Genomic DNA, 24,830 nt, shown 5'->3' on the forward strand with positions numbered 1-24,830 from the left:
ATGGTTGAACAAAAAGATACATAAAAGATGCTGATCACTTGTCCCTATTGCGGCCCGCGCGACGTCATCGAATTCACCTACCAGGGCGACGGCAACCGCGAGCGGCCGCAGCCCGCCTCGCAGGACCTCGATGCCTGGACCGCCTATGTCTACGACCGGCTGAACCCGGCCGGCGACCACAATGAGATCTGGCAGCATTCCGGCGGTTGCCGCGCGCATCTGCGGGTGGTGCGCAACACGCTCACGCATGAAATCCGCAGCACCACCTTTGCCCGTGGCGGCCACAAGGCGGAGGGCCGCTCATGAGCCCGCGCCGCACCGAAACCGGCGGCCGCATCGACCGGCTGCGCACCATCCGCTTCACCTTCGATGGCGCGACATACACCGGCCATGCCGGCGACACGCTGGCCTCCGCGCTGCTTGCCAATGGCGTGACGCTGTTCGGCCGTTCGTTCAAATACCATCGCCCGCGCGGCCTGCTCGCCGCCGGCGTCGAGGAGCCGAACGCGCTGGTGACGGTGCTGCGCGGCGAGGTGCGCGAGCCGAACATCGCCGCCACCATGGTCGAAATCTATGACGGGCTCGTCGCCGTCAGCCAGAACCGCACGCCCTCGCTCGCCTGGGACATCGGCGCGATCAACCAGCTCGGCGGCAAGATCCTGTCCGCCGGCTTCTACTACAAGACCTTCATGGGCCCGGTGATCGGTCCGCTGAAGGGCACGCGCTTCTGGATGTTCTGCGAGCATTTCATCCGCCGCGCCGCCGGCCTCGGCAAGGCAGGCACCGCTCCCGATCCGTCACGTTATGAACGCATGAACGCGTTTTGCGACGTGCTGGTGGTCGGCTCCGGCCCGGCCGGCCTGATGGCGGCGAAGGCCGCCGCCGACCAGGGCGCGCGCGTCATCCTTGCCGATCTCGAAGCCAATTTCGGCGGCTCCGCCAACTGGTCAGGCGAAACCATCGACGGCATGCCCGCCGCCGACTGGGCACAGCGCACGGTCGGGCAGCTCGCAGGCAACGACAATGTGCGGCTTTTGCCGCGCACCACAGTGTGGGGCTATTACGACGGCAACACTCTGGCCGCGCTGGAACGGGTGACCGACCACAAGGAAGTGGCCGCCAAGGGCGAGCCGCGCCAGCGCTATTGGGCCATCCGCGCGGGCACGGTGGTGCTTGCCACCGGCTCCTTCGAGCGGCCGCTGGTGTTCCCGGGCAACGACCGTCCCGGCGTCATGCTGGCGCATGCGGCCGAGCGCTACGCCAACGAATATGGCGTGCTGCCTGGACAGCGCATCGCGCTCTTCACCAACAATGACAGCGCCTACCGTTCTGCCCTTGCCTTGAAAAAGGCAGGCGCCGCAATTGTCGCCATAATCGATGTCCGCGGCGACGTCTCGAACGAGATGCGCAAGCTGGCGAGCGAGGCCGAGGCCGAGCTGCTCGCCGGTCACGCCGTGGTTGCGACCGAAGGCGGCAAGGCGCTCACCGGCCTCAACGCGCAGCGCTTCGACGCCACGAGCGGTGCGCTCAGCGGCGACGAGCGCAGCATCCATGCCGACAGCCTTTTGATGTCGGGTGGCTGGTCGCCGACCATTCATCTCGCCAGCCAGGCCGGCGCGAAGGCCGAATGGGATCCGGCCAGGCAGGCCTTCCTGCCGCCGAAGCCGACGCAGCGTTGGATCGGCGCCGGCGCTTTCACCGGCAGTTTTTCGACCGTGGAAGCTATTGCCGAGGGCCGCGCTGCGGGTCTTCAAGCGGCCGGCGGAAGTGCTCCCCTGGCGTCTTTGCCCTTCGTCGAAGCGGCTCCGGGCGATCCCGATCCGGCGCCGGTCTTCGAGATCAAGGCCAAGGGTAAGAGCTTCGTCGACTTCCAGCACGACGTGACCGCCGAGGATGTTCGGCTCGCGCATCGAGAGGGCTTCGTCTCGGTCGAGCACCTGAAGCGTTACACCACGCTCGGCATGGCGACCGACCAGGGCAAGAACTCCAACGTGCCGGGTCTCGCCATCATGGCCGAGGCGCTCGGCAAGCCGATCCCCGAGGTCGGCACGACACGCTTCCGCCCGCCTTACACGGCGGTGTCGATCGGCTCGCTGGCGGCCGAGCGCTTCGGCGATCTCAAGCCCGAGCGGCTGACGCCGATGCATGACTGGCACATCGCGAATGGCGCAAGGATGTATTCGGCAGGCCTCTGGTACCGGCCGATGATCTACGGCCTCCCCGGCGAGACGGTCGAGCAGGCTTATGTGCGCGAGGCCAGGGCGACGCGCGAAAGCGCCGGCATCGTCGACGTCTCGACGCTTGGCAAGATCGCGGTGCAGGGACCGGACGCGGCCGAGTTCCTCGACCGCGTCTACACCAACATGTTTTCCACTTTGGCCGTCGGCAAGGCGCGCTACGGACTGATGCTGCGCGAGGACGGCCTTGCCTTCGACGACGGCACCACCTGGCGGCTCGGCGAGCAGGAATTCCTGATGACCACCACCACCGCCAATGCCGGCAAGGTGATGCAGCATCTGGAGTATTTCCTCGACGTCATCTGGCCGGAGTTGAAGGTGACGGTCACCTCCGTCACCGACGAATGGGCGGGCGCTGCGATCGGCGGTCCGAACGCGCGGGCAATCCTTGCTTCCTGCGTCACCGGCACCGCCGTCGACAACACCACGCTCCCCTTCATGGGCATCGTTCATGGCCGGATCGCCGGCGTGCCGGTGATGATCTGCCGGCTGTCCTTCTCCGGCGAGATGGCCTTCGAGGTCTATTCCGGCGCCGGCTACGGCACCCGCGTCTGGGAAGCCTTGATCGAGGCCGGCAAGCCTTTCGGCCTTGTCACCTATGGGCTGGAGGCGCTGGGCACGATGCGCATCGAGAAGGGCCATGTCACCGGCGCCGAGATCGACGGCCGCACCACCGCGCGCGACCTCCATCTCGACTGGATGCTGTCGAAGAAGAAGCCCTTCATCGGCTCGGCCATGATGGACCGGGAAGGCCTGATCGCGTCCGACCGGCTGCAGCTCGTCGGTGTGGTTGCCCTCGACAACCGGCCGCTCAATGGCGGCGGACACGTTGTCGAGGCGCTGGACGAGGCCAATCCGCACGATTCGCTCGGACATATCACCGCCTGCTGCTATTCGCCGGCGCTGGGCAAATACATTGCGCTGGCACTGGTCAAGGGCGGCAAGGCGCGTCACGGCACCCGCGCCTTCGTCTCCGATCCGCTGCGCAACCGGTTCGGACCGATCGAGATCGTCTCCAACCATTTCTACGACCCGGACGGGAGCCGCATGCATGGCTGAGCAGCAATTGCCCGAGCGCCAGTCGCCGCTGGAGCCGGAGTATCATCCGGGCTCGCACGGCAATTTCGAACATGGCGTCGATGTCATCCTGTCCGAAACGCGGCCGGGGTCGATCCTGCAGCTCGCCGCATGGCCAGGCGAGGAGAAGCGGCTGATCGAGGCCATCCGCAAGGTCACCGGTCTTGCCCTGCCCGATGGCGCCGGCGGCGGTGTGAGCAATGGCGCCCGCGCCGTCTTCGGCTTCGCGCCTGGGAAATTCACGGTGGTCGACGAAGCAGAAGGGCTGGCCTCGACCTTCGCCGGTGTCATCACGCCGGCCATTGGTACGCTGACCGATCTTTCGCATGGCCGTACCGCGATCCGCATCGCCGGCCCGAAGGCCGAATGGGTGATGGCGAAGTTCTTTGCCATCGACTTCGCCCTGCCGGCTTTCCCGCTCGGCGCCGGCCGTTCGACCAACCATCACGACATCTTCGCCCAGATCCAGCGCAGCGGCGCCGACCAGTTCGACATCTACGTCTTCCGCTCCTTCGCACGCTCGTTTTGGAAGGCCTTGTGCCACGCCTCGGAGGAAGTCGGCTACGAGGTGCAGTGAGACGCAGCGGGACCAGGAATTGGTCCAGCCGGCATTCTGGCATTACGAACGACCACAACTGCTGCTTGAGCCTTGGGCCAGCAGCGACGATAGATAAGGAATCACGGGCTCTTGTCGGGTAGGCGCCCGTCCAGGCAATCGGTTCGACTAATCTTCCTATGACTGTAGAGACTTCGGCGACGGCCACGACCCGCTTTGCTCCGGCGGAGGGTCCCTCGATGCTGTTGCCGGCAACCGTCGCCTGCGGCGTGTTCATGACCAGCCTCGACCAGAACGTCGTGGTCACCGCGCTGCCCGGCATCGGCGAGAGCCTCGATCGTCCGCCAGGCCAGCTTGGCCTGCTGATCACCGTCTACGTCGCCAGCCTCATCGTCACCATGCCGCTCGGCGGCTGGCTGGCCGACCGCTTCGGCCTGCGCAACGTCTATTGCTTCGCGCTGCTCGTCTTCGCCAGCGCATCGGCCCTATGCGGCCTTTCGGAAAACATCTGGATGCTGGTCGGCTCGCGCGCCCTGCAGGGCTGCGGCGGCGCGCTGATGGGCACACTCGGCCAGGTCGTGATCCTGTCGAGCTTCCCGCGCGACCGCACGCTCAAGATCAACATGTACATATCGCTCGCCGGGCAGTCGGGACCGCTGGTCGGGCCTCTCGTCGGCGGCGCGCTGACCACTTATGTCTCGTGGCGCTGGATCTTTTATATCAACATCCCGATCGCGCTGACCGCGGCGCTGCTGGCCGCCTCGCTGTTTCCCACCACGACCAAGCCGGTCCGCACGCCATTCGACTTTCCGGGCTTCCTGCTCGTCGGCAGCGGCATGGGGCTGCTGGTCTTCGGCATGGATTCGCTTGCCGCCAAGGATGCCGCGAGCAGCCTCATCGGCATCGAGCTTGGCCTGGCGATCGTCATCCTGACGGTTGCCGCCTTCTACTGCTTGCGCGCCCGCAACCCGCTGCTCGACCTCAATCTGCTGCGCATCCGCACCTTCCGCATTGCCTTCCTCACCGGCGGCAGCCTCGACACGATCGGGCTGAGCTCGGTGGTCTTCCTTTTGCCGCTGATGTTCCAGCTCGGCTTCGGCATGAGCGCTGTGCAGGCCGGAACGCTGACCTTCGTCGCCGCGATCGGGTCCTTGATCATGCGCTTCTTCATGCCGCGGCTTTTGAACCGCTTCGGTTTCAGGCGCGTGCTGGTCACCAACACGCCGATCGTGGCTTCTCTGGTCGCCGGCTTTGCCCTGATGCAGGCGAGCACGCCAGCCTGGATCGTTCTGGCCTACATCTTCACCTTCGGCGTCTTCCGCTCGGTGCAATGGGCCTCGACCGGCAATCTTTCCTATTCGGACATCGCTCCGGAGCAGCTCGCCCGCTTCAGCGCGCTCTATTACATCCTGTGGCAGCTCGCGGTGGCGATCAGCGTCGGCCTCGCGGCGGCGCTGCTGTCGCTGCTGGCCGGCGGCGGCAAGGCCAGCGTCAACGACTATCGCATCCTGTTCGTCGTCGAAGGGCTGATCACGCTTTGCGCGCTGTCGGCTTACTTGCGGCTGACGGCGCGTGACGGCGCCCATGTCAGCGGGCACGACACGCATATGAGCACAGACTGACAGGCCAAACTGCGGCCTGCGCCGGCACTATTCCGCGAAGCTTACCCAGTCCTTGAGCGGCGCCCGGTCGGTGCGGAACTCGTTCTCGGGCTTCGAGGTGTCCTCGTAGCCGAGCGCCATGCCGCACACCACGATCTCCTCGTCGGGAATGTTGAGCACCGGCCGGATCTGGCGGTGATACGGCGCGAACGCCGCCTGCGGACAGGTATGCAGCCCCCTGCCTCGCGCTGCGACCATTATGTTCTGCAGAAACATGCCGTAGTCGATCCACGAGCCCTGGTTCAGCCGCCGGTCGATGGTGAAGATCATGCCCACCGGCGCGTCGAAGAAGACGAAGTTGCGGTCATGCTGCGCGCGCATCTTGTCGACCTCGCGCCGGCCGATGCCCAGCGCCCCATAAAGGCCGAAACCGTTGGCGCGCCTGCGCGTGAGGTAAGGCTCGAAGAACTGATCCGGATAGTAGCGGTACTCGTCCCACTCGGCCTTTTCGGCGCGGATGCCGGAATTGAGGATCGCGTCGCTGATGCGCTGCTTGACCTCGCCCTTGGTCACATAGACGCGCCAGGGCTGCATGTTGGTGCCCGACGGCGCGCGCGCGGCGACCGCGAGGATCGCGCGGATTGTATCATCGTCGACCATATCGGGCAGGAAGGCGCGCACCGACCGGCGCGACATGATCGCCTCATCGACGATCTCCGCATCCGACGCGATCCGGATGTTCTTCTCAAGCATGGGTCGTCCCTTTCGGCATGGCCAGAAACCCGCAACTCGGTTTCCTTGACGACCATCCGCAGACTATAAGCTAACACTGGTACCCGACCGGGCGCCCCCTCGCCGCTCGTGCGCGAGCCTTTGCATCAACCGCCGAAAACGCGCAAGCAAATCTTATGGCCTATGAAAATCTCCTTGATTTTTTCACGGTTTTACCCTCTCATGAAATTTGTCCGGATTTTTTCACGAGAAGCCCTTGAGCTCGACCACGGCCAGATCGGAGCAGGACAATGGCGACCGGCTGCTGGCCGGCGACATCCGCGCGCTGCGCAAGGCACGCGGCCTCACGCTCAGTGAAATTGCGCTGAAACTCGGCCGTTCGGTCGGCTGGGTTAGCCAGGTCGAGCGCGGCCTCTCGGTGCCTTCGGTCGGCGATTTGCGGGCCTTCGCCGACCTCTTCGATGTACCGATCAGCCTGTTCTTCAGTCATGACGTGCCGGCCGAGGAAGAGCGTGGCGTGATCGTGCGCGCCGGCCGCCGCCGCGTGCTTGGCACAAGCGAATCGGGTCTGGTGGAAGAGCTTCTGTCGCCCGATCTCGGCGGTAGTTTCGAGGTGGTGCGCTCGGTATTCGCCCCCGGCGCAGAGATGAAGGCCGCAGCACTTCGGCCGACCGAGGAGGCCGGATACATCGTCTCCGGACTGTTTGACATCGAGATAGCGGGCGTCTGGCATCGGCTTGGCGAAGGCGACTCGTTTCGCTTCGAGGGCAAGCCTTATCGCTGGCGCAATCCGGGCACCGAGCCGGCCGTCGTCATCTGGGTGGTTTCACCGCCGGTATATTGATCTATTTTGGAGGACAAAAATGGCCGGTTTGCCGACCACGGCACGCGTGGTGATCATCGGAGGCGGTGTCGTCGGCTGCTCATCGCTCTACCACCTTTGCAAGGCGGGCTGGACCGACTGCGTGCTTCTGGAAAAGAACGAGCTGACCTCCGGCTCGACCTGGCATGCCGCCGGCAACGTGCCGACCTTCTCGTCGTCCTGGTCGCTGATGAACATGCAGCGCTATTCGACCGAGCTTTACCGGGGTCTGGCCGAAGCGGTCGACTATCCGATGAACTACCACGTCACCGGCTCGCTGCGGCTCGCCCATTCCAAGGAGCGCATGCAGGAATTCCAGCGCGCCAAGAGCATGGGCCGCTACCAGGGCATGGATATCGACGTCGTCGGCCTCGACGAGATCAAGCGCCGTTACCCTTTCATCGAGACGCATGAACTGAAGGGCGCGCTCTACGATCCGAGCGACGGCGACATTGATCCGGCGCAGCTGACCCAGGCGCTTGCCAAGGGCGCGCGCGACATGGGCGCCAAGATCATCCGCTTCTGCCCGGTCACCGGCGTGCGCCGCGAGAACGGCGAATGGGTGGTCGAAACTCTGCAAGGCGAGATCCGCTGCGAGATCGTCATCAACGCCGCCGGCTACCGCGCCGCCGAGGTTGGAAAAATGTTCGGCCGCGACGTGCCGATGATGGTGATGAGCCATCAGTACATCTTGTTCGAGGAGATCCCCGAGCTCGCCGCCTGGACGAAGGAACAGGGCCACAAGCTGCCGCTGCTGCGCGACGTCGACACGTCCTATTACCTGCGCCAGGAAAAGAGCGGCATGAATCTCGGCCCCTATGAGCGCAATTGCCGCGCGCATTGGGCGACGCACAACGATCCGATGCCCGAGGATTTTTCCTTCCTCCTTTTCCCCGACGATCTCGACCGCCTCGAGCACTACCTCGCCGACGCTGTCGCGCGCGTGCCGATCCTCGGCACCGCCGGCCTCTCCAAGGTGATCAACGGGCCGATCCCTTACGCACCGGACGGCAACCCGCTGATCGGGCCGATGCCCGGCGTGCCCAACGCTTTCGAGGCCTGCGTCTTTACCTTCGGCATCGCGCAAGGGGGCGGCGCCGGCAAGGTGCTGGCCGAATGGGTGACCGAGGGCCAGACCGAATGGGACATGTGGTCCTGCGATCCGCGCCGTTTCACCAGCTTCGCCTCGGCGCCCGATTATTGCGTGGCCAAGGGCATGGAGATCTACGGCAACGAATACGCCATCCAGTTCCCGCGCCATGCCTGGCCGGAGGGCCGCAATCGCAAGCTGTCGCCGCTGCATGAGCGCATCAAGGGGCTCGGCGGCCAATTCGACGCCTACAACGGCTGGGAGCGCGCCACCTGGTATGCGAAGCCCGGCGACGACACGTCCGAGGAAGCGACGCTCACCTTCCGCCGCGACGGGCCGTGGCACCGCGCGGTGCGCGAGGAATGCCTCGCGGTGCGCGACGCAGCCGGCATCCTCGACCTGCCCGGGTTCTCGCGCTTCAACCTCGAAGGACCGGGCGCGGCCGACTGGCTGGCGCTGCAAGTGACCGGCCTCGTGCCGAAGCGCGGCCGCATCGGCCTTGTCTATTTCTCGGACGACAAAGGCCGCATCGTCACCGAAATGTCGGTCCTGCGCCACGCCGAGGACCAGATGACGCTGATCACCGCCGCGGTGGCGCAGTGGCACGACTTCGAATGGCTGAAGTCGCGCATGCCCGCCGACGCTGCCTTCACGCTGACCGACCGGACAGAGGAATACTCGACCCAGATTCTCGCCGGACCGAACTCGCGAAAAATCCTGGCGGAGGTTTGCGATGCCGATCTGACGCTGCCCTGGCTGACGCATCAGGAAACCACCATCGCCGGCCGCTGGGCAAAGCTGGTGCGCGTGTCCTTCGCCGGCGAGCTCGGCTGGGAGATCCACACCAAGATCGCCGACACACTGCCTGTGTTCGACGCCGTCTGGGCCGCCGGCCAGAATCACGGCCTGAAGCCGTTCGGCATGTATGCGCTGGATTCGCTGCGACTGGAAAAAGGCTACCGCGCCTGGAAGGGCGATCTGTCGACCGACTATTCGATCCTGCAGGGCGGCTTGGAGCGCTTCGTCAAATGGGACAAGTCGGAGTTCCGCGGCAAAGCGGCCTTGCTCAATGAGAAGCAGCAGGGTGTGAAGAAGCGCTTCGTCACGCTGGTCGTCGAGAATCCCGGCGACTGCGACGCGCCCTACATGTCGACACTCTGGCACGACGGCAAGATCGTCGGCGAAACGACGTCAGGTGGCTGGGGCCACCGTGTCGGCAAGTCGATCGCGCTCGGCATGCTGCGTACCGATCTCACCGAGCCGGGCACGGCGGTCGAGGTCGAGATTTTTGGCGATCGCTTCAAAGCCGTCGTGCAGAAGGACGAGCCGCTGTGGGATCCGAAGAATGAGAGGCTGCGGGCATGACTTCCGTTATCCTCACCGATGGCGGCATGGGCCAGGAATTGGTTCGCCGCAGCAAGTCCGAACCGACGCCGCTGTGGTCGGCCAGGGTGCTGATCGACGAGCCGGACCTGGTGCGCGACCTGCATATCGAATTCATCCAGGCGGGCGCCCGCGTCATCACCATCAACACCTATGCGGCAACACCGGAGCGCCTGGCGCGCGAGGGCGCGGAGGACCTGTTCCGGCCTTTGCAGAAGCGCGGTATCGAACTGGCGCGGCAGGCCCGTGACGAAGCGGGCGACACAGCCATAGCCGGCTGCCTGTCGCCTCTGTTCGGCAGCTATGCGCCGGCGCTGACCATATCGTTCGAGGATACGCTCGACATCTATCGCCGCATCGTCGCCGAGCAGGCCGATGGCGTCGACCTGTTCCTGTGCGAGACCATGGCTTCCGCCGAAGAGGCGCGCGCGGCCGTCACCGCAGCCTCCGAAAGTGGCAAGCCTGTATGGGTGTCCTGGACGCTCGCCGACCACGGTGCGCCGCGCCTGCGCAGCGGTGAGACGATTGCCGATGCGGTCGGCGTCCTCGGCGACCTGCCGGTCGCGGCCCGGCTGCTCAACTGCTGCCGGCCGGAAGCTATCGCCGCTGCCTTGCCGGAGCTCATCGCTCTTGGCGGGCCGGTCGGCGCCTATGCCAACGGCTTCACCTCGGTCGAGGCGCTGAAGCATGGCGGCACGGTCGATGTGCTGCACGCCCGCCACGACCTTGACCCGCAAGCCTATGCCGACCAGGCCATCGGCTGGGTCGAGGCCGGTGCCCATATCGTCGGCGGCTGCTGCGAGGTCGGCCCCGCCCATATCGCCGGCCTGCGCGACCGGCTCGCACAGGCCGGCCACCAGATTTCGGGAGTTTCCTGATGCCAAAACCATCCAAGCGCATTACCGGCATCGTGCCCTCCGGCAAGGACGGCTGGGAGGTCCATTCGGCCGCCTGGGCCCGCAAGCAGGCTGGCGAGGACATCATCATGCTGTCTGTCGGCGACCATGACTTCGACACGCCCTCGGAAACGATCGAGGCTTGCGTCAACGCCGTGCGCGGCAGCAACCATCATTATACGCCGCTGCCCGGCCTGCCGCGCCTGCGCAAGGCAATGGCGGCGGCGTCCACTGCTTGCACCGGCATCGAGACGGAACCCGACGAGATCATCGCCACGCAAGGCGGTCAGGCCGCTCTCTATGCCGCCGTGCAGACCGTGCTCGATCCCGGCGACCATGCCATTGTCGTCGCCCCCTACTACGCCACCTACCCCAACACCTTCAGCGCTGCGGGGGCGACATTCACCGTGGTCGAGACGCCTGCCGAGGACGGTTTTCAACCCCGCGCGGGCATGATCCGCGCCGCGCTGAAGCCCAACACCCGTGCCATTCTGATCAACACGCCGAACAACCCGACTGGTGCCGTCTATTCACGCGAGCGGCTGGAGGAGCTGGCCGCGATCTGCAAGGAGCACGATCTCTGGCTGCTTTCGGATGAGGTCTATTGGACGCTCGGCGGCGGCGAGCACATCTCGCCGCGCTCGCTGCCCGGCATGGCCGAGCGCACGCTGGTCATCAACTCGATGTCGAAAAGCCACGGCATGACGGGATGGCGCATGGGCTGGCTGACCGGCCCGACAGAGATGATCAGGCTGCTCACCGACCTCAATCTGGTGACGACCTACGGCCTGCCGGCCTTCATCTCGATCGCCTGCGCCGAAGCGCTCGAGAACCACTATGGCGTGAAAGAGATCGCCGAACGCTATGCGGCGCGCCGCGCCCTGATGCTGGAGGCCATACGCGGCATGAACGACGTCACCGTGCACGGCTCGGAAGGCGGCATGTATGTCATGCTCGACATCTCGTCCATCGAGCCCGATGACGAGAAATTCGCCTGGGGCCTGCTCGACAAGGAGCAGGTCGGCGTCATGCCGGGATCGAGCTTCGGCGAGGCCGCCGCCGGCCACATTCGCATCAGCCTCTGCCAGCCCGAGCCCATCCTCAAGGAAGCAGCACTTCGCCTGCGCCGCTTCGCTTCCAACTATCGCCGCGAGGCCGCATGACCAAGACTGTTCCCACGAAAGCCCGCGCCGTCATCATCGGCGGCGGCGTCTCCGGCTGCTCGGTCGCCTATCACCTGGCCAAGCTCGGCTGGACCGACATCGTGCTCCTGGAGCGCAAGCAGCTCACCTCAGGCACCACCTGGCACGCGGCCGGCCTGATCGGCCAGCTGCGCGCCTCGCAGAACATGACGCGGCTGGCGAAATATTCGGCCGACCTCTACGTCAAGCTGGAAGCCGAGACCGATGTCGGCACCGGCATGCGCCAGGTCGGCTCGATCACCGTCGCACTGACCGAGGAGCGCAAGCACGAGATCTACCGGCAGGCCTCGCTCGCCCGCGCCTTCGACGTCGACGTGCGCGAGATTTCGCCGAGCGAGGTCAAGGAGATGTATCCGCATCTCAATGTCTCGGATGTGGTCGGCGCCGTGCATCTGCCGCTCGACGGCCAGTGCGACCCGGCCAACATCGCCATGGCGCTGGCCAAGGGCGCGCGCCAGCGCGGCGCGACAATCATCGAGAACGTCAAGGTGACCAAGGTCCACACAAAGAACGGCCGCGTCTCCGGCGTCTCCTGGGCGCAGGGCGAGGAACAGGGCACGATCGAGACCGACATCGTCGTCAACTGCGCCGGCATGTGGGCGCGCGAGCTAGGCCGGCAGAACGGCGTCACCATTCCGCTGCATGCCTGCGAGCATTTCTATCTCGTCACCGAGCCGATTCCCGGCCTGTCCCGCCTGCCGGTGCTGCGCGTGCCTGACGAGTGCGCCTACTACAAGGAGGACGCCGGCAAGATGATGCTCGGCGCTTTCGAGCCGGTGGCAAAACCCTGGGGCATGGACGGCATCCGCGAGGATTTCTGCTTCGACCAGTTGCGCGAGGACATGGACCATTTCGAGCCGATCCTCGAAATGGGCGTCAACCGCATGCCGATGCTGGGCACCGCCGGCATCCACACCTTCTTCAACGGTCCCGAGAGTTTCACACCCGACGACCGCTACTATCTCGGCGAAGCGCCGGAACTGGCCGGATACTGGATGGCGACCGGCTACAATTCGATCGGCATCGTCTCCTCCGGCGGCGCCGGCATGGCGCTGGCGCAGTGGATCAATGACGGCGAAGCGCCCTTCGACCTCTGGGAGGTGGATATCCGCCGCGCCCAGCCCTTCCAGAAGAACCGCCGCTACCTCAAGGAGCGCGTCTCTGAAACGCTCGGCCTGCTTTATGCCGATCATTTCCCCTATCGCCAGATGGCGACCTCGCGCGGCGTGCGCCGCTCGCCTTTGCATGAGCACCTGAAGGTGCGTGGCGCCGTCTTCGGCGAAGTCGCCGGCTGGGAGCGTGCCAACTGGTTCGCTAGGCCCGGCCAGGAGCGCGAATACCGCTATTCCTGGAAGCGGCAGAACTGGTTCGACAACCAGCGCGAGGAGCACCTCGCCGTCCGCAACGGCGTCGGTCTGTTCGACATGACCTCCTTCGGCAAGATCCGCGTCGAAGGCCGCGACGCCTGCGCCTTCCTGCAAAGGCTTTGCGCCAACGACATGGACGTTGCGCCGGGCAGGATCGTCTACACGCAGATGCTCAACGCCAAGGGCGGCATCGAGAGCGACCTCACCGTGACGCGGCTTTCGGGGACCGCCTATTTCCTCGTCGTGCCGGGTGCCACGCTGCAGCGCGACCTTGCCTGGCTGAGAAAGCATGTCGCGGACGAGTTCGTCGTCATCACCGACGTCACCGCGGCCGAAGCCGTCATCTGCCTGATGGGTCCGGAAGCGCGAAAACTGATCCGGAAGGTCAGCCCGAACGATTTTTCCAACGAGGCCAATCCGTTCGGCACGTTCCAGGAGATCGAGATCGGCATGGGGCTGGCCCGCGCTCATCGCGTCACCTATGTCGGCGAGCTTGGCTGGGAACTCTATGTCTCGATCGAGCAGGCAGCCCATGTCTTCGAGGCGATCGCCGAAGCCGGCGCCGATGTCGGACTGAAGCTCTGCGGCCTGCACACACTGGATTCCTGCCGTATCGAAAAGGCCTTCCGCCATTTCGGCCACGACATCACGGATGAGGATAATGTGCTGGAGGCCGGCCTGGGCTTTGCCGTCAAGACGAGCAAACCCGGCTTCATCGGCCGCGACGCAGTGCTCAGGAAAAAAGAGGCCGGCCTGTCACGCCGGCTGGTGCAGTTCCGTCTGAAGGATCCTCAGCCCCTCCTCTTCCACAATGAGGCCATCCTGCGCGACGGCCGGATTGTCGGCCCGATCACGTCAGGCAATTACGGCCACCATCTCGGCGGCGCGATCGGCATGGGCTATGTGCCGTGCCACGGCGAGAGCGACGCGGATGTGCTGGCTTCATCCTACGAGGTGGAGATCGCCGGCGAGCGTTTCGCGGCGGAAGCATCGCTGAAGCCGATGTATGATCCGAAAGCGGAACGGGTGAAGATGTAGCGCCTCTTCCTTCTCCCCGTTCTACGGGGAGAAGGTGCCCGAAGGGCGGATGAGGGGCGGCGCCAGCCTCTCGTAAGTTCGCGCCGCCCCTCATCTGGCTGCCGCCATCTTCTCCCCGTGGAACGGGGAGAAGAAAGCTAACCTCAAAACCGCTCCAGCTTCGCCCTCACCTTCCCCAAAAACGCCGCCCTCGTCTTCGGCGTGGACGAATCCATCAAATAATGCGCCAGGAAAAACGTCTTGCAGCGCGTGGCGCACAGCGCCCGCATGCCGCGCAGGATCGTCTTGCGGCCGGGCTGGCCGACGACGACGCTCCACCACGTCGGCGCGCCGCAGGTGGTGATGACGCCGACCTTGGTGACATGCGTCATCAGCGACTTGATGCGGCCCTTTCCGGCCGGCAGTTGGAAGGCGATGTCGGTTGCCCACACGCGGTCGAACCAACCCTTGAGCATCGCCGGCAGTCCGTACCACCAGGTCGGGTAGATGAAGAGGATCGCCTGCGCCCATTCCAGATGTTCGAAATGCGGCTTGAGCGCCGGATCGTCGGGCGCGCGATCGTTGTAGAAGCGCCGCTCCTCGCGGCTCATCACCGGATCGAAATTCTCGGCATAGAGATCGAGCAATCGCACGTCCCAACCCTTTGCCGTCAGCACCTCGATGGCGGTGTCGCGGATCGCCGCGCAATAGCTTTCGGGAACCGGATGGCAATAGACCACCAAGACGCGCATCAGAAGGCGTCCATTGTCGCCGCGACTTTTGCCATGAACGCGTTACGCGTCGCGTCGGTCGAAACATTCATCGAATAATGCGCCAGATAGGAGACGGGAGCCCCGGGCTTGATCGTTGCGCGCAGCATGCGCTTGACGATCTTGCGCGGTGGATCGCCCATCAGCATGGCGCGAAAGCGGCTGCCGCCATAGGTGGTGATGGCCGCCATTTTGCGGATGTTGTGCAGCGTTGGCCGCACCTTTCCATCGACCAGCTTGAACGACACGCCGGGCAGGAAGACGCGGTCGAAGAAACCTTTCAGGATCGCCGGATAGCCGTAGTTCCAGACCGGAAACGACAGCACCAGCGCCTCGGCCTTGCACAGCCTTTCGACATAGCTGGCGACCGCGTCGGCCGGACTGCGCTGGTCGTGATAGCCGAGCCGCTCTGTTCGCGTCAGCCGCGGATCGAAATCCTCCGCATAGAGATCGCAATCGTCGATCGTGTGACCCGCCGCGGAGAGCCGCTCGACGATCGTCCGATGCAGGCCCGCGTTGAAGCTGGTCTTCACCGGATGGGCGTACAGCACGAGGATGTTCATCAGCCCGCCTTTTGCAGGCCCTTGAACAGGAAGGGCTTGCCCGAGCGATAATCGTAGGCGGGGTTTTCCCAGGCGATCATCTTGCCGGGGTTCAGCAGGCCTTGCGGATCGGTCTGGCGCTTGAAGGCAAGTTGCACATCGTCTGTTCGCTTCATGCCGCCCTCCTCCAGCGTGTAGCGATGCGGGTTGAAGATCCAGCAGCCATTGTCCTCGTGGATGCGGATGATCTCTTCGAGCCGCTCCTCCGTCGTGTAGCGCACCAGCGGCAGGCCGGCGGCACCGATCGCGCCGTCGAAGCGGATAAACTCCAGATGCGCCGGCACCTCGTCGCCAAACCGCTCGACCATCGCCTTGACGTGGGCGAGATGATCCGGCGACGGATAGCGGGTCTGTAGGTAGGTGATCGTCGGATCGACCCGGATGGCGCGCAGCGTCGTGTGGTTCCAGGTCAGTTCATAGGCCGGCGGCAATCCTCTGAGATCGGCCTCCTGGTCGGCCCGGAACACGATCTCGCCCTTGGTGCTGCGCACGAAGGCGACAAACGCATCCATCGCATGCGGCGCGATCATGCACACCACGATGCTCTGCTCGCGCCGGAAGAATTTCTGGTGCCGCTTGAAATAGTCGTAGGGAATGGGCGCCGCGATCGGCGTGATCAGCTTGGCCAAGATGCCGTCCTGGACGGCGAGATCGTTGCCGAAGCCGGCCGCGTCCATGAAATCGTCGAAACCGACGATGACGTCGATCCAATCGTAGGAAGCAGTCAGCGGCATCTCGACCTCGGTGATGATGCCGTTGGTGCCATAGGCGTGCATCACCTTGAGCACCTCTTCGCCGGTGAGCTCCATGACGCGCGGCTCGGCTTCCATCGTCACGGTCCGCAGGCGAATGACGTTGCCGAGGTCACGCAACCCGCCCCAGCGGATCGAGCCGACGCCGCCCGACCCGCCTGCCACGAAGCCGCCGATCGAGGCAGTATTGTAGGTCGAGGGCGACATGCGCAATTCCTGCGCCGAATGCGCCCGCGTTGCCTTGTCGATCTCGGCCAGCACGGCACCCGGTCCGGTTACCACGCGTCCCGGCGCGATCGATTTGATCGCGTTCATCTCGGCGAGATTGAGCACCACGCCCCCCGACAGCGGCATCGCCTGCCCGTAATTGCCGGTGCCGCTGCCGCGCGGCGTGACCGGCACGCCGTGCCGGTGACAGGCTGCAAGCACGCGGATCACCTCGTCCTCGTTTTTCGGCGTGACGATGAGATCGCCTTTGACATGATCGAGCTGCGCCTTCAGCACCGGGCTGTACCAGTAGAAGTCGCGGCTCTTCTGCTGGACGATGGCCGGATGGTCGTCGACCTTGATCCTGTCGAGGTCGCGCTTCAGCGCTGCGATATCCATCATCCCACCATCAATTCGTCGAGTTCGGCGTAGTCGGGCAGTTGGCGTTCGATTGCCCTGCCCTCGCGCACCACCACGCGATCCGATTCGGGCCGCGACAGCAATTCGGTCCAGTTCCGACCCTTGAACACTATGAAGTCGGCGCTGCCGCCGGTGGCAAGCGTGCCGGCGTCATCGAGACGCATCACCTCTGCCGGGGTCGCCGCAACCGCCTTCGGCCAGTCGCCGACCGGATGATCGAAATGCAGGATGCGCGTCGCCATGCGGTAGACTTCCAGCATGTCGAGATCGCCATAGGCGTAGAACGGATCGCGCGTGTTGTCGGACGCGACCGCCACCTTGATGCCGCGCGCCTTCATCTCATGCAGCAGCGTCACGCCGCGCCAGCGCGGTGTCGTTTGGTTGTTGCGGCGGTCCTGCAGATAGAGGTTGCACATCGGCAGCGACACCACGGCGAGCCGCGCCTTCGCCACCTTGTCCAGCGTGTCGAGAACCTCGAGGTCCGGCTGGCGCGCCAGCGAGCAGCAATGGCCGACCAGGATGTTGCCCTCGAAACCGTTCCAAAGCGACGCCTCGGCGATCTTCTTCAACGAGACGGCCGCGACGTCGTCGGTCTCGTCGGCATGGAAGTCGAGATCGAGCCCGTGCTTGATCGCCTGCGCGAAAACCTGGTCGAGCAGTTCCTCGAGGTCCGGCACCATATAGGTGACGACGCCGAGCACGCCCTTGGCCGCGGCGACGCGCTTCGCCAGTTTCTCGAACCAGACCTTGTCGCGCACGCCTTCGATGCCGAGCAGGCAGGCGGCCTGCAATTCGATCCGCCCGCGCCATTTTTCCCGCATCGCCTCGAACACCGGCCAGGAGATCTCCTCCTGCGGCGGCACGCTGTCGAGGTGCGTGCGCACGGCCTTGGTGCCATGCGCATAGGCCGATCGCAGCGAGAAATCCATGCGCCGCGCGACGTCCTCACCGCTCCACCGCGCGGTGCGGTCGGCGCCTGTGGCGTTGAGCGCGCCCATGAAGGTGCCGTCGGGATTGGGCTTACGCGGCCAGATATGGCCCTTGTCGATATGGGTGTGGCAGTCGACGAAGCATGGCAGCACGATCCGTCCCGCAAGATCGATCGCATCGGCCGGCGCGTTGGATTTGGCTTGGGCGACGATGCTCGCAATCTTGCCGTCGGCGACGGCCAATTCAGCGAGCGCAAAACCGTCCGCGTCGAACGGTGCTGCAAGGCCGGGCGTCAGTGACCGATGAACACGGGCATTGGCAAGCCGGTAGGAACCAGAGGCAGGTATCAAGATCTGGTCCTCTTCGCGATTTTCCCTGTTACCACCCTAGCGCTCCTGCTTGAGCGCGCTCTCGTGCCAGCGGCGCAGGATCAGATGCGACACCAGCGACAGCACCAGGAAGATCAGGATGCCGGTGAGCGAGATCAGGATCAGCGCCGCGAACAGCCTCGGTGCGTTGAGCCGGTAACCGGCCTCGATGATGCGGGAGGCGAGGCCCGACGACTGCCCTTGTGCGCCGGCGACGAATTCCGCGACCACGGCGCCGATCAGAGACAGGCCGCCGGCGATTTTCAATCCGCCGAGGAAATAGGGCATCGCCGCCGGCAGGCGCAGATAGCGCAATTGCTGCCAGCGCGTCGCGCCATTGAGCTTGAACAGGTCGCGGAGGTTTCGGTCGACCGAATTCAGCCCGAGCGTGGTGTTGGATAGGATCGGGAAAAAGGCGACGATCCAGGCGCAGAGCAGCAGTTTGACCGTCTGGTTGTTCACATAGATGTTGATCAGCGGAAAGATGGCGACGATCGGCGTAACCTGCAGCACGATGGCGAAGGGGAAGAACGACATCTCTACCCATTTCGACTGCGCGAACAGCACCGCCAGCCCGACGCCCCCGATGACGGCGAGAAGCAGGCTGAGGAAGGTGATCCTGAGCGTCACCAGGAGCGAGGAAAACAACAGGCCGGCATCACTATGCAGCGTCTGCAGCACCACGCCCGGCCGCGGCAGGATATATTGAGGGATTTCGTTCCAGACGCAGATGCGGTCCCACAGCCAGATCGCCAGCACCATGATCGCGAGCGGCAGCACCCATTTGCCGATACGTTCCAGCCGCTCCTGGCGGACGCGTCGCGCCTCTTCGGGATCGAGCTTCAACGTGGCGTCTTCAATGGCCGTCATGGTGCGGTCCGGCGGTTGAGTTGATGGCGTTGACAAGCACATCCGAGGCCTGGCGGCAAAGCGCGGCATAGTCGGGAGAGGTTCTGAAAACCTCGTCGCGCGGATAAGGCGCGTCGACGGTCAGCTCGCTGAAAACCCGGCCCGGGCGCGCGGCCATGACGACGACACGGCTGGACAGGAACACGCTTTCGAAGACGCTGTGGGTGACGAAGACCACGGTGAAGCGCTCGTCCTGCCACAGCTCCAGGAGATCGTTGTTGAGCTTGAAGCGGGTGATCTCGTCGAGCGCCGCGAATGGCTCGTCCATCAAAAGGATGCGCGGCTTGGTCACCATGGCCCGCGCGATCGAGACGCGCATCTTCATGCCGCCGGAAAGCTCGCGCGGCACGGCGTTTTCGAAACCGGTGAGATGGACGCGCGACAGCATCTCCATCACGGTGGGTTCGGCCTTGGCGCGCGCCACGCCCTTCAGCCGCAGCGGCAGCCAGACATTGTCGAAGACGCTGGCCCAGGGCAGCAGCGTCGGTTCCTGAAAGACGAAGCCGATGTTCGAGCGATCGACCGGGCCACGCCAATCGAGCTGGCCAGAGGTCTGCGTCGACAAGCCGGCGATCAGCCTGAGCGCCGTCGACTTGCCGCAGCCGGACGGCCCGAGCAGGCTGAGGAAATCGCCCTCGCGGATGGCGAGATCGACCTTGCTCAGCGCCGTCACGCCGTTGGAAAAGACCTTGCCGACATTGCGCAGCGACAGCAGCATCGGGGCCTCGCCCGATGCTGCTTTCTGCGCCACTTTCTCCTGGATCATCTCAGGCAGGCCGCCTTACTTCTTCATCTCCAGCCCGACACCCTTGTTGACGAAGGCCAGCGTGTAGGCCTTCTTGATGTCGATGCCCGGCTGCGCGACCTTGGCCTTGACCATCTTGTCGTAGAAACTCTGGATGCGCGCGTCGGTCATGGCGCCGATGCCGAGCTTTTCCGTATCGCCGGAGTCGACGACGCCGAACTTCTTCAGCTGCTCGATCGAGAAGGCGATCTGCTCATCCGTCATATCCGGATTGTCCTTCTTGATCATATCGTTGGCGGCTTTGTTGTCGCCGTAGAGATATTTGTACCAGCCCTTGGCCGAGCCATCGACGAAGCACTGGACGACCTCCGGCCGCTTGTCGATCGTATCCTGCATCACCTCGACGGTCGTCGCATAGGTATCCCAGCCATAATCGGCGAGCAGGAACTGGTTCGGCACGAAGCCGCCGGCCTTCTGCACCGCGAACGGCTCGGACGTAACATAGCCCTGCTGGATCGACTTCTTGTTGGCGATGAACGGCGCCGGATTGAAGGTGTAAGGCACGCGCTTGGCGGCATCGTAGCCGAGCTCGGTAACCATCCACTGGAAGAAGGTCTGCGCGCCTTCATCGCTGAGGATGTACTGGTCGGCGTTCTTGAGGTCTTCCCACTTGTCCAGCCCCTGCCCCGGCTGGGACATAATGACCTGCGGGTCCTTCTGGAAGTCGGCGGCGACGACGCGCAGCGGAATGCCCTGCTGCACGGCGTCGAAGGCCGACAGCAGGTTGCCGCCCATGTAGAAATCGATCTTGCCGGCCAGAAGCATCGGCCGGCCGCTGACCTGCGGGCCGCCCTGCATGATGGTGACGTCGAGACCGCAGGCAGCGTAGGTGCCGTCGGCAACGGCCTGATAGTAGCCGCCATGCTCCGGCTCGGCCAGCCAGTTGGTGCCGAACGTCACCTTCTCGTTCGCGGCCGCACCCAGCGTGCCCGCAACCAGCAAGGCAATTGAGCCTGCCAGGATCTTGCCATTTCCGATCATAAACTCACCCTCTCTTGGCTCCGGCGCGCTACGCGCTGGGCTCGACACCATTGGTTCACGAAGCAAGACACATGCCACCGCCCGGGCCGCCCGCTTGCGCGGCAGTCATTGCCGAGACCGGAAGGGTCATGCTGTACGATAGGCATCGTGCCTATTTTTTGGACGCCTGTCCACAATCGCTCGGGCGGCATGCACCGCATCTTGAAGCTTTCACGAATCGGGCCTTAGTCTGCCGGCGAACAGGAGAATGCCATGCTCAAATACCTGACGCCCAAGTCGATCAAGCCACCCTTCGCCCGCTACAGCCACGGCGTCGAAATCCCTGCCGGAAAACGGCTTGTGCTGTGCTCCGGTCAGTTGGGCATCGGGGCTGACGACCATGTTCCCGAGGACGCCGGCGCTCAGGCCGAGCTCTGCTTCAAGAACATCGCCGCAATCTTGAGCGAGGCCGGCCTGACCTTGAACGACATCGTGCGCATCAATGCCTTCGTCACCGGCCGCGAACATCTGCAATCCTATATGGATGTCCGCAACCGGCTGTTTTCCGACCCGGCGCCGGCCTCGACGCTCATGATCGTCTCCGGCTTCGCCCGTCTGGAATTCAAGGTCGAGGTGGAAGTGCTGGCTGCGGGCTGATGGTTGCCCACAAGCGCGAGGCGCTTTAGATCATCCCAACCAGGCCATCGGGAGACGACAGTGACGACAAGACGAGTGTGGTGGGGCGACTACCGGACCACCGAATATGCCTCGATCGACGCCGAAGCGACCATCGCGGTGCTGCCGGTCGCGGCGATCGAGCAGCACGGCCCGCATTTGCCGGTCTCGACCGACACCTCGATCATGATGGGCATGCTGGAGTCGGTGATCGCGCGCCTGCCCGACGATCTCGACATCCGCATTCTGCCGGTGCAGGCGGTCGGCAAATCGAACGAGCACCTGCATGCGCCGGGAACGCTCACTTTACCGGCCACCACCTTGGTCGACGCCTGGACCGAGCTTGGCCTGTCGGTCGCCCGCGCCGGGGTCAGAAAACTGATCATCGTCAATTCGCATGGCGGCAATGAAGAGATCATGGGCATCATCTCGCGCGAATTGCGTGTGCGCGCGAAGATGCTGTCGGTGAAGACGAGCTGGCAGCGCTTCGGCCGCCCGGCCGGCATGTATACCGAGCTCGAGGACCGTCACGGCATCCATGGCGGCGATGTCGAGACCTCGCTGATGCTGCACTTCCGGCCGGACCTCGTCGACATGAGCAAGGCCGACAATTTCGTCTCCAATGTCGCGCGCGCCGAAAAGGAATTCGCCCTGCTCCGCCACACCGGCACGCATGCCTTTGCCTGGATCGCCAGTGATCTCAACCCCAACGGCGTGGTCGGCGATGCCTCGATCGCCACGGCCGAGAAGGGCCGGCTCACCGCGGAGCATCAGGCAGACGGTTTTATCAGCCTGGCGAGGGATGTGCGTAAGGTGAAGCTTACCGAATGGCTGTCGTAGCGGTGTGTCTGCTGTGATCTAAGCTTCGATCCCCAATTCGAAGGGGACTCCTTCGAACGCGTCGGCACCGCGCCCGATCGCCTCGATCGCCGTAATCATGCGGCCGTCACGCTGAAGCAGCATGTCTGCAACCGCGATCAGACGTGGATTGGGCGTCGCCGTCGGCGAGAGAAAGCGCAGCGTCCTGGCTAGTTCCATTTCGTCACGCTTCGGCGCAAGCGCCGCGGCAATGATGTAGGCCGATGCGGTCGAGCGGCTGACGCCTGCATAGCAATGCACGACCAGCGGCTTCACGCGGTCCCAACGGTAAGCGAAATCGAGCAAGGCGCGGACATGCTCCTCGCCCGGCATCGTCATGCCTTCCTGCGCGACGGCGATGTCGTGCATGACCAGATGCAGGTGGTTTTCCGCCAGGATGGAGGCCGGCCGGATCACTTCCGTGCCGGCGGCGAGCAGCGACAGCAACCGCTGCGCCCCGGTCCTTGCCACGGTTTCGTCGACCTTCGACAGCGAACAGACATGGATCATTGTCCGATCTCCTTCGGCGCATCCTCGCGCCGCGCGACCCAGGCGGCAAGCGCGCTTTCAAGGCGCTGCCATTCCGCCTCGCTGCCCGGCAGACCGATGCGCAGGACCTGCGGCCGCTCGGCAAAATGGCGGACCAGAACGCCGCGTTCGCCCAGCGCCGAAAACAGGGTCGGCGCTGCAGGGAACGACAGATAGCGGAACAGGCTTGTGCCACCGGCGACCGGAACGTCGGACCGGCCAAGCAATGCGTCGAGCCGCCCAACATCCAGGGCCAGGCGTTGCCGCATGTCGGCCTGCCATTTCGTATCCGACAAGGCGCGGATGCCATATTCGAGCGCCGGACCGGCCACCGCCCAAGGCCCCAGTTGCGCATCCAGCCGCTCGGCCGTCAGCGCATCGGTCAGCGCGAAGCCGAGCCGAACACCCGCAAGGCCGAAGAACTTGCCGAACGAGCGCAGCACGACAATGCCGCCCTCGGTGACATCGCCGGCCAGGCTATGCTCGATCGGGCCGACATCCATGAAAGCCTCGTCGACGACCAGCAGCCCGCCCTTGGCGCGAAGCCGCGCAGCAAGCTCGAGCAGCCGGGCCTTTTCGATCACCCGACCGTCCGGATTGTTGGGGTTGACCAGCACCGCGAGGTCCGCCTCGACCAGCGCATCGAAATCGCTGACCTCCGCGACCGCATGGCCGGCGATGGCAGCAGCCCGGGCGTGTTCGGCATAGGTCGGGCCGAGCACCAGCGCCCTACCGGGCCGCAGCAGCGAAGCCACGCGCGGCAAGAGAATCTGCGTGCCGGGCGCCGCCGCCACATGCGCCGCCGACGGCACACCGTAGGCCGAAGCCGCAATTTCGGCCAATTCGCGCAGTTGTGCTGCCTCCGGCAATCGGGAAAGGGCGGTGGCGGGCAATTCGAAAAGCGGATAGGAGTGCGGGTTGATACCTGTCGAGAGGTCCACGAAAGGTTTTGGCGCATGAGGAAAAAGCGCGCTTGCGCGGCCGAGGCTGCCGCCATGATCCACCGCTGCAATCGCTCCGCTTAGAAGCTTCATGTCGATCCTGATCGCTTTCCTGTCACTCGCCGTCGAACGGATCCTTGGCTATCCGGACTGGCTGTTCAACGCCATCGGCCATCCGGTCACCTGGATCGGCAGGCTGATATCCTTTCTCGATCGCCGGCTCAACCGCGCCACCGATTCCGACGAAATTCGTCGCCGCCAGGGTGTTCGGGCGCTGCTTATCATCTTGCTGGTGCCGGGCCTCATCGGCCTGGCGCTGCATGTTCTGATCTGGCTCATCTTTCCGACCGGTCTCGTGTTCGCAGCCATCCTCGGTTCCACGCTGCTGTCGCAGAAAAGCCTGGCCGAGCATGTCGAGGACGTCGCCGACGCGCTGGAAACCGGCGGCCTGACGCTTGGCCGCATTGCCGTTTCGCGCATTGTCGGCCGCGACCCGGAAACGTTGGACAAGGCGGGTGTCGCCCGCGCGGCGATCGAAAGCCTGGCCGAGAATTTCTCCGACGGCATCGTCGCGCCCGTCTTCTGGACCGGCATCGGCGGCTTGGGCGGCGGCGCCGCCTACAAGGCGGCCAACACCGCCGATTCGATGATCGGCCACCGCACGCCGCAATACAAAGCCTTCGGCCGGGCGGCCGCCCGTTTCGACGACCTCATCAACCTGCCGGCATCGCGGCTCACCGGCCTGCTCATCGTGCTGGCGGCCTTTCTGGTCCCTGGCGCCGACTCGCGCGGCGCCTGGCAGGTGATGCGCCGCGACGCCAGGAAACACCGATCGCCCAATGCCGGTTGGCCGGAAGCCGCGATGGCCGGCGCGCTGGGACTCTCGCTCGCCGGACCGCGCAGCTATGGCGGGGAGGTCGTGGAGGACGCCTATATGGGCGAAGGCGGCCGCCGCGAGGCCGAAAGCACCGACATCCGCCAGGCGTTGAAGCTCTACCGCATGGCCGACTGGCTGCTGCTCGGCCTGTTCGGGGCCCTCTCGGCGATCGTGATCTACCTGACCATTCTGATCAGCGGCTAGGGCG

22 protein-coding genes are annotated in these 24,830 nt (G+C 64.7%); 12 read left to right on the plus strand and 10 right to left on the minus strand.

The window, feature by feature from the left end; all coding sequences use genetic code 11:
• Window positions 1-27: 27 nt before the first annotated feature.
• From EN869_RS18495 to EN869_RS18510, 4 genes are all read left to right on the plus strand, one after another.
• Window positions 28-306: a sarcosine oxidase subunit delta gene (locus tag EN869_RS18495; protein ID WP_127226994.1), complete on the plus strand. Its 279-nt coding sequence runs from the start codon at window positions 28-30 to the stop codon at window positions 304-306.
• Window positions 303-3,296, plus strand: coding sequence for a sarcosine oxidase subunit alpha (locus EN869_RS18500; protein ID WP_127226993.1), 2,994 nt, complete (start codon window positions 303-305; stop codon window positions 3,294-3,296). Before EN869_RS18495 ends, EN869_RS18500 begins: the two co-directional genes overlap by 4 nt.
• Before the next feature lie 7 nt (window positions 3,297-3,303).
• Entirely contained in the window at window positions 3,304-3,891 is a 588-nt protein-coding gene (locus tag EN869_RS18505; RefSeq protein WP_127227241.1) for a sarcosine oxidase subunit gamma, read from the plus strand.
• A 218-nt stretch (window positions 3,892-4,109) separates the two neighbouring features.
• Window positions 4,110-5,492, plus strand: coding sequence for an MFS transporter (locus EN869_RS18510; protein ID WP_245489328.1), 1,383 nt, complete (start codon window positions 4,110-4,112; stop codon window positions 5,490-5,492).
• 27 nt (window positions 5,493-5,519) lie between these two features.
• Here EN869_RS18510 and EN869_RS18515 read toward each other — a convergent pair whose 3' ends face one another.
• Window positions 5,520-6,224, minus strand: a complete 705-nt coding sequence (locus EN869_RS18515) for a nitroreductase (protein WP_127226991.1) — start codon at window positions 6,222-6,224, stop codon at window positions 5,520-5,522.
• 235 nt (window positions 6,225-6,459) lie between these two features.
• On the opposite strand from EN869_RS18515, the gene EN869_RS18520 reads away from it, so the two are divergent.
• Genes EN869_RS18520 through EN869_RS18540 form a run of 5 tightly spaced genes read left to right on the plus strand, consistent with a single transcriptional unit; the run spans window position 6,460 to window position 14,041 of the window.
• The gene (locus EN869_RS18520) at window positions 6,460-7,047 is read left to right on the plus strand and encodes an XRE family transcriptional regulator (RefSeq protein WP_245489327.1); all 588 of its coding nucleotides are present in this window, start codon (window positions 6,460-6,462) and stop codon (window positions 7,045-7,047) included.
• A 19-nt stretch (window positions 7,048-7,066) separates the two neighbouring features.
• On the plus strand, window positions 7,067-9,520 hold the full coding sequence (locus tag EN869_RS18525; RefSeq protein ID WP_127226990.1) for an FAD-dependent oxidoreductase: 2,454 nt from the start codon (window positions 7,067-7,069) through the stop codon (window positions 9,518-9,520).
• Window positions 9,517-10,416, plus strand: coding sequence for a homocysteine S-methyltransferase family protein (locus tag EN869_RS18530; RefSeq protein WP_127226989.1), 900 nt, complete (start codon window positions 9,517-9,519; stop codon window positions 10,414-10,416). The genes EN869_RS18525 and EN869_RS18530 overlap by 4 nt, the downstream gene beginning before the upstream one ends.
• On the plus strand, window positions 10,416-11,597 hold the full coding sequence (locus tag EN869_RS18535) for a pyridoxal phosphate-dependent aminotransferase (protein ID WP_127226988.1): 1,182 nt from the start codon (window positions 10,416-10,418) through the stop codon (window positions 11,595-11,597). Before EN869_RS18530 ends, EN869_RS18535 begins: the two co-directional genes overlap by 1 nt.
• Window positions 11,594-14,041, plus strand: a complete 2,448-nt coding sequence (locus EN869_RS18540; RefSeq protein ID WP_127226987.1) for an FAD-dependent oxidoreductase — start codon at window positions 11,594-11,596, stop codon at window positions 14,039-14,041. Before EN869_RS18535 ends, EN869_RS18540 begins: the two co-directional genes overlap by 4 nt.
• A gap of 143 nt (window positions 14,042-14,184) precedes the next feature.
• Here the strand turns inward: EN869_RS18540 and EN869_RS18545 are convergent, their stop codons facing one another.
• Genes EN869_RS18545 through EN869_RS18575 form a run of 7 tightly spaced genes read right to left on the minus strand, consistent with a single transcriptional unit; the run spans window position 14,185 to window position 20,764 of the window.
• The gene (locus EN869_RS18545; protein ID WP_127226986.1) at window positions 14,185-14,772 is read right to left on the minus strand and encodes an NAD(P)H-dependent oxidoreductase; all 588 of its coding nucleotides are present in this window, start codon (window positions 14,770-14,772) and stop codon (window positions 14,185-14,187) included.
• Window positions 14,772-15,353 (minus strand): NAD(P)H-dependent oxidoreductase, encoded by a 582-nt coding sequence (locus EN869_RS18550; RefSeq protein WP_167506920.1) that lies wholly within the window; start codon window positions 15,351-15,353, stop codon window positions 14,772-14,774. Before EN869_RS18550 ends, EN869_RS18545 begins: the two co-directional genes overlap by 1 nt.
• Window positions 15,353-16,750 carry an FAD-binding oxidoreductase gene (locus EN869_RS18555; RefSeq protein ID WP_127227239.1) on the minus strand — a complete coding sequence of 466 codons (1,398 nt, stop codon included), beginning with the start codon at window positions 16,748-16,750 and terminating at the stop codon, window positions 15,353-15,355. The genes EN869_RS18550 and EN869_RS18555 overlap by 1 nt, the downstream gene beginning before the upstream one ends.
• Window positions 16,750-18,051: a cytosine deaminase gene (locus EN869_RS18560; RefSeq protein ID WP_127226984.1), complete on the minus strand. Its 1,302-nt coding sequence runs from the start codon at window positions 18,049-18,051 to the stop codon at window positions 16,750-16,752. The genes EN869_RS18555 and EN869_RS18560 overlap by 1 nt, the downstream gene beginning before the upstream one ends.
• 36 nt (window positions 18,052-18,087) lie before the next feature.
• On the minus strand, window positions 18,088-18,939 hold the full coding sequence (locus EN869_RS18565) for an ABC transporter permease (RefSeq protein ID WP_127226983.1): 852 nt from the start codon (window positions 18,937-18,939) through the stop codon (window positions 18,088-18,090).
• Window positions 18,926-19,744 carry an ABC transporter ATP-binding protein gene (locus tag EN869_RS18570; protein ID WP_127226982.1) on the minus strand — a complete coding sequence of 273 codons (819 nt, stop codon included), beginning with the start codon at window positions 19,742-19,744 and terminating at the stop codon, window positions 18,926-18,928. Before EN869_RS18570 ends, EN869_RS18565 begins: the two co-directional genes overlap by 14 nt.
• A gap of 15 nt (window positions 19,745-19,759) precedes the next feature.
• Window positions 19,760-20,764: an ABC transporter substrate-binding protein gene (locus tag EN869_RS18575; RefSeq protein ID WP_127226981.1), complete on the minus strand. Its 1,005-nt coding sequence runs from the start codon at window positions 20,762-20,764 to the stop codon at window positions 19,760-19,762.
• A 252-nt stretch (window positions 20,765-21,016) separates the two neighbouring features.
• On the opposite strand from EN869_RS18575, the gene EN869_RS18580 reads away from it, so the two are divergent.
• Both EN869_RS18580 and EN869_RS18585 read left to right on the plus strand, forming a co-directional pair.
• On the plus strand, window positions 21,017-21,400 hold the full coding sequence (locus tag EN869_RS18580) for a RidA family protein (RefSeq protein ID WP_127226980.1): 384 nt from the start codon (window positions 21,017-21,019) through the stop codon (window positions 21,398-21,400).
• Between the two features lie 60 nt (window positions 21,401-21,460).
• Entirely contained in the window at window positions 21,461-22,258 is a 798-nt protein-coding gene (locus EN869_RS18585; RefSeq protein WP_127226979.1) for a creatininase family protein, read from the plus strand.
• 18 nt (window positions 22,259-22,276) lie between these two features.
• Here EN869_RS18585 and EN869_RS18590 read toward each other — a convergent pair whose 3' ends face one another.
• Both EN869_RS18590 and cobD read right to left on the minus strand, forming a co-directional pair.
• Window positions 22,277-22,786 carry a tyrosine phosphatase family protein gene (locus EN869_RS18590; RefSeq protein ID WP_127226978.1) on the minus strand — a complete coding sequence of 170 codons (510 nt, stop codon included), beginning with the start codon at window positions 22,784-22,786 and terminating at the stop codon, window positions 22,277-22,279.
• On the minus strand, window positions 22,783-23,838 hold the full coding sequence (gene cobD / locus EN869_RS18595; RefSeq protein ID WP_127226977.1) for a threonine-phosphate decarboxylase CobD: 1,056 nt from the start codon (window positions 23,836-23,838) through the stop codon (window positions 22,783-22,785). Before cobD ends, EN869_RS18590 begins: the two co-directional genes overlap by 4 nt.
• Here cobD and cbiB point away from each other — a divergent pair.
• Entirely contained in the window at window positions 23,837-24,826 is a 990-nt protein-coding gene (gene cbiB / locus EN869_RS18600; RefSeq protein ID WP_127226976.1) for an adenosylcobinamide-phosphate synthase CbiB, read from the plus strand. The two genes, cobD and cbiB, sit on opposite strands and share 2 nt — an antisense overlap.
• The last annotated feature ends 4 nt before the right edge of the window (window positions 24,827-24,830 follow it).

This window comes from Mesorhizobium sp. M2D.F.Ca.ET.226.01.1.1 (assembly GCF_004022705.2).
In the GTDB taxonomy this organism is placed as follows: domain Bacteria; phylum Pseudomonadota; class Alphaproteobacteria; order Rhizobiales; family Rhizobiaceae; genus Mesorhizobium.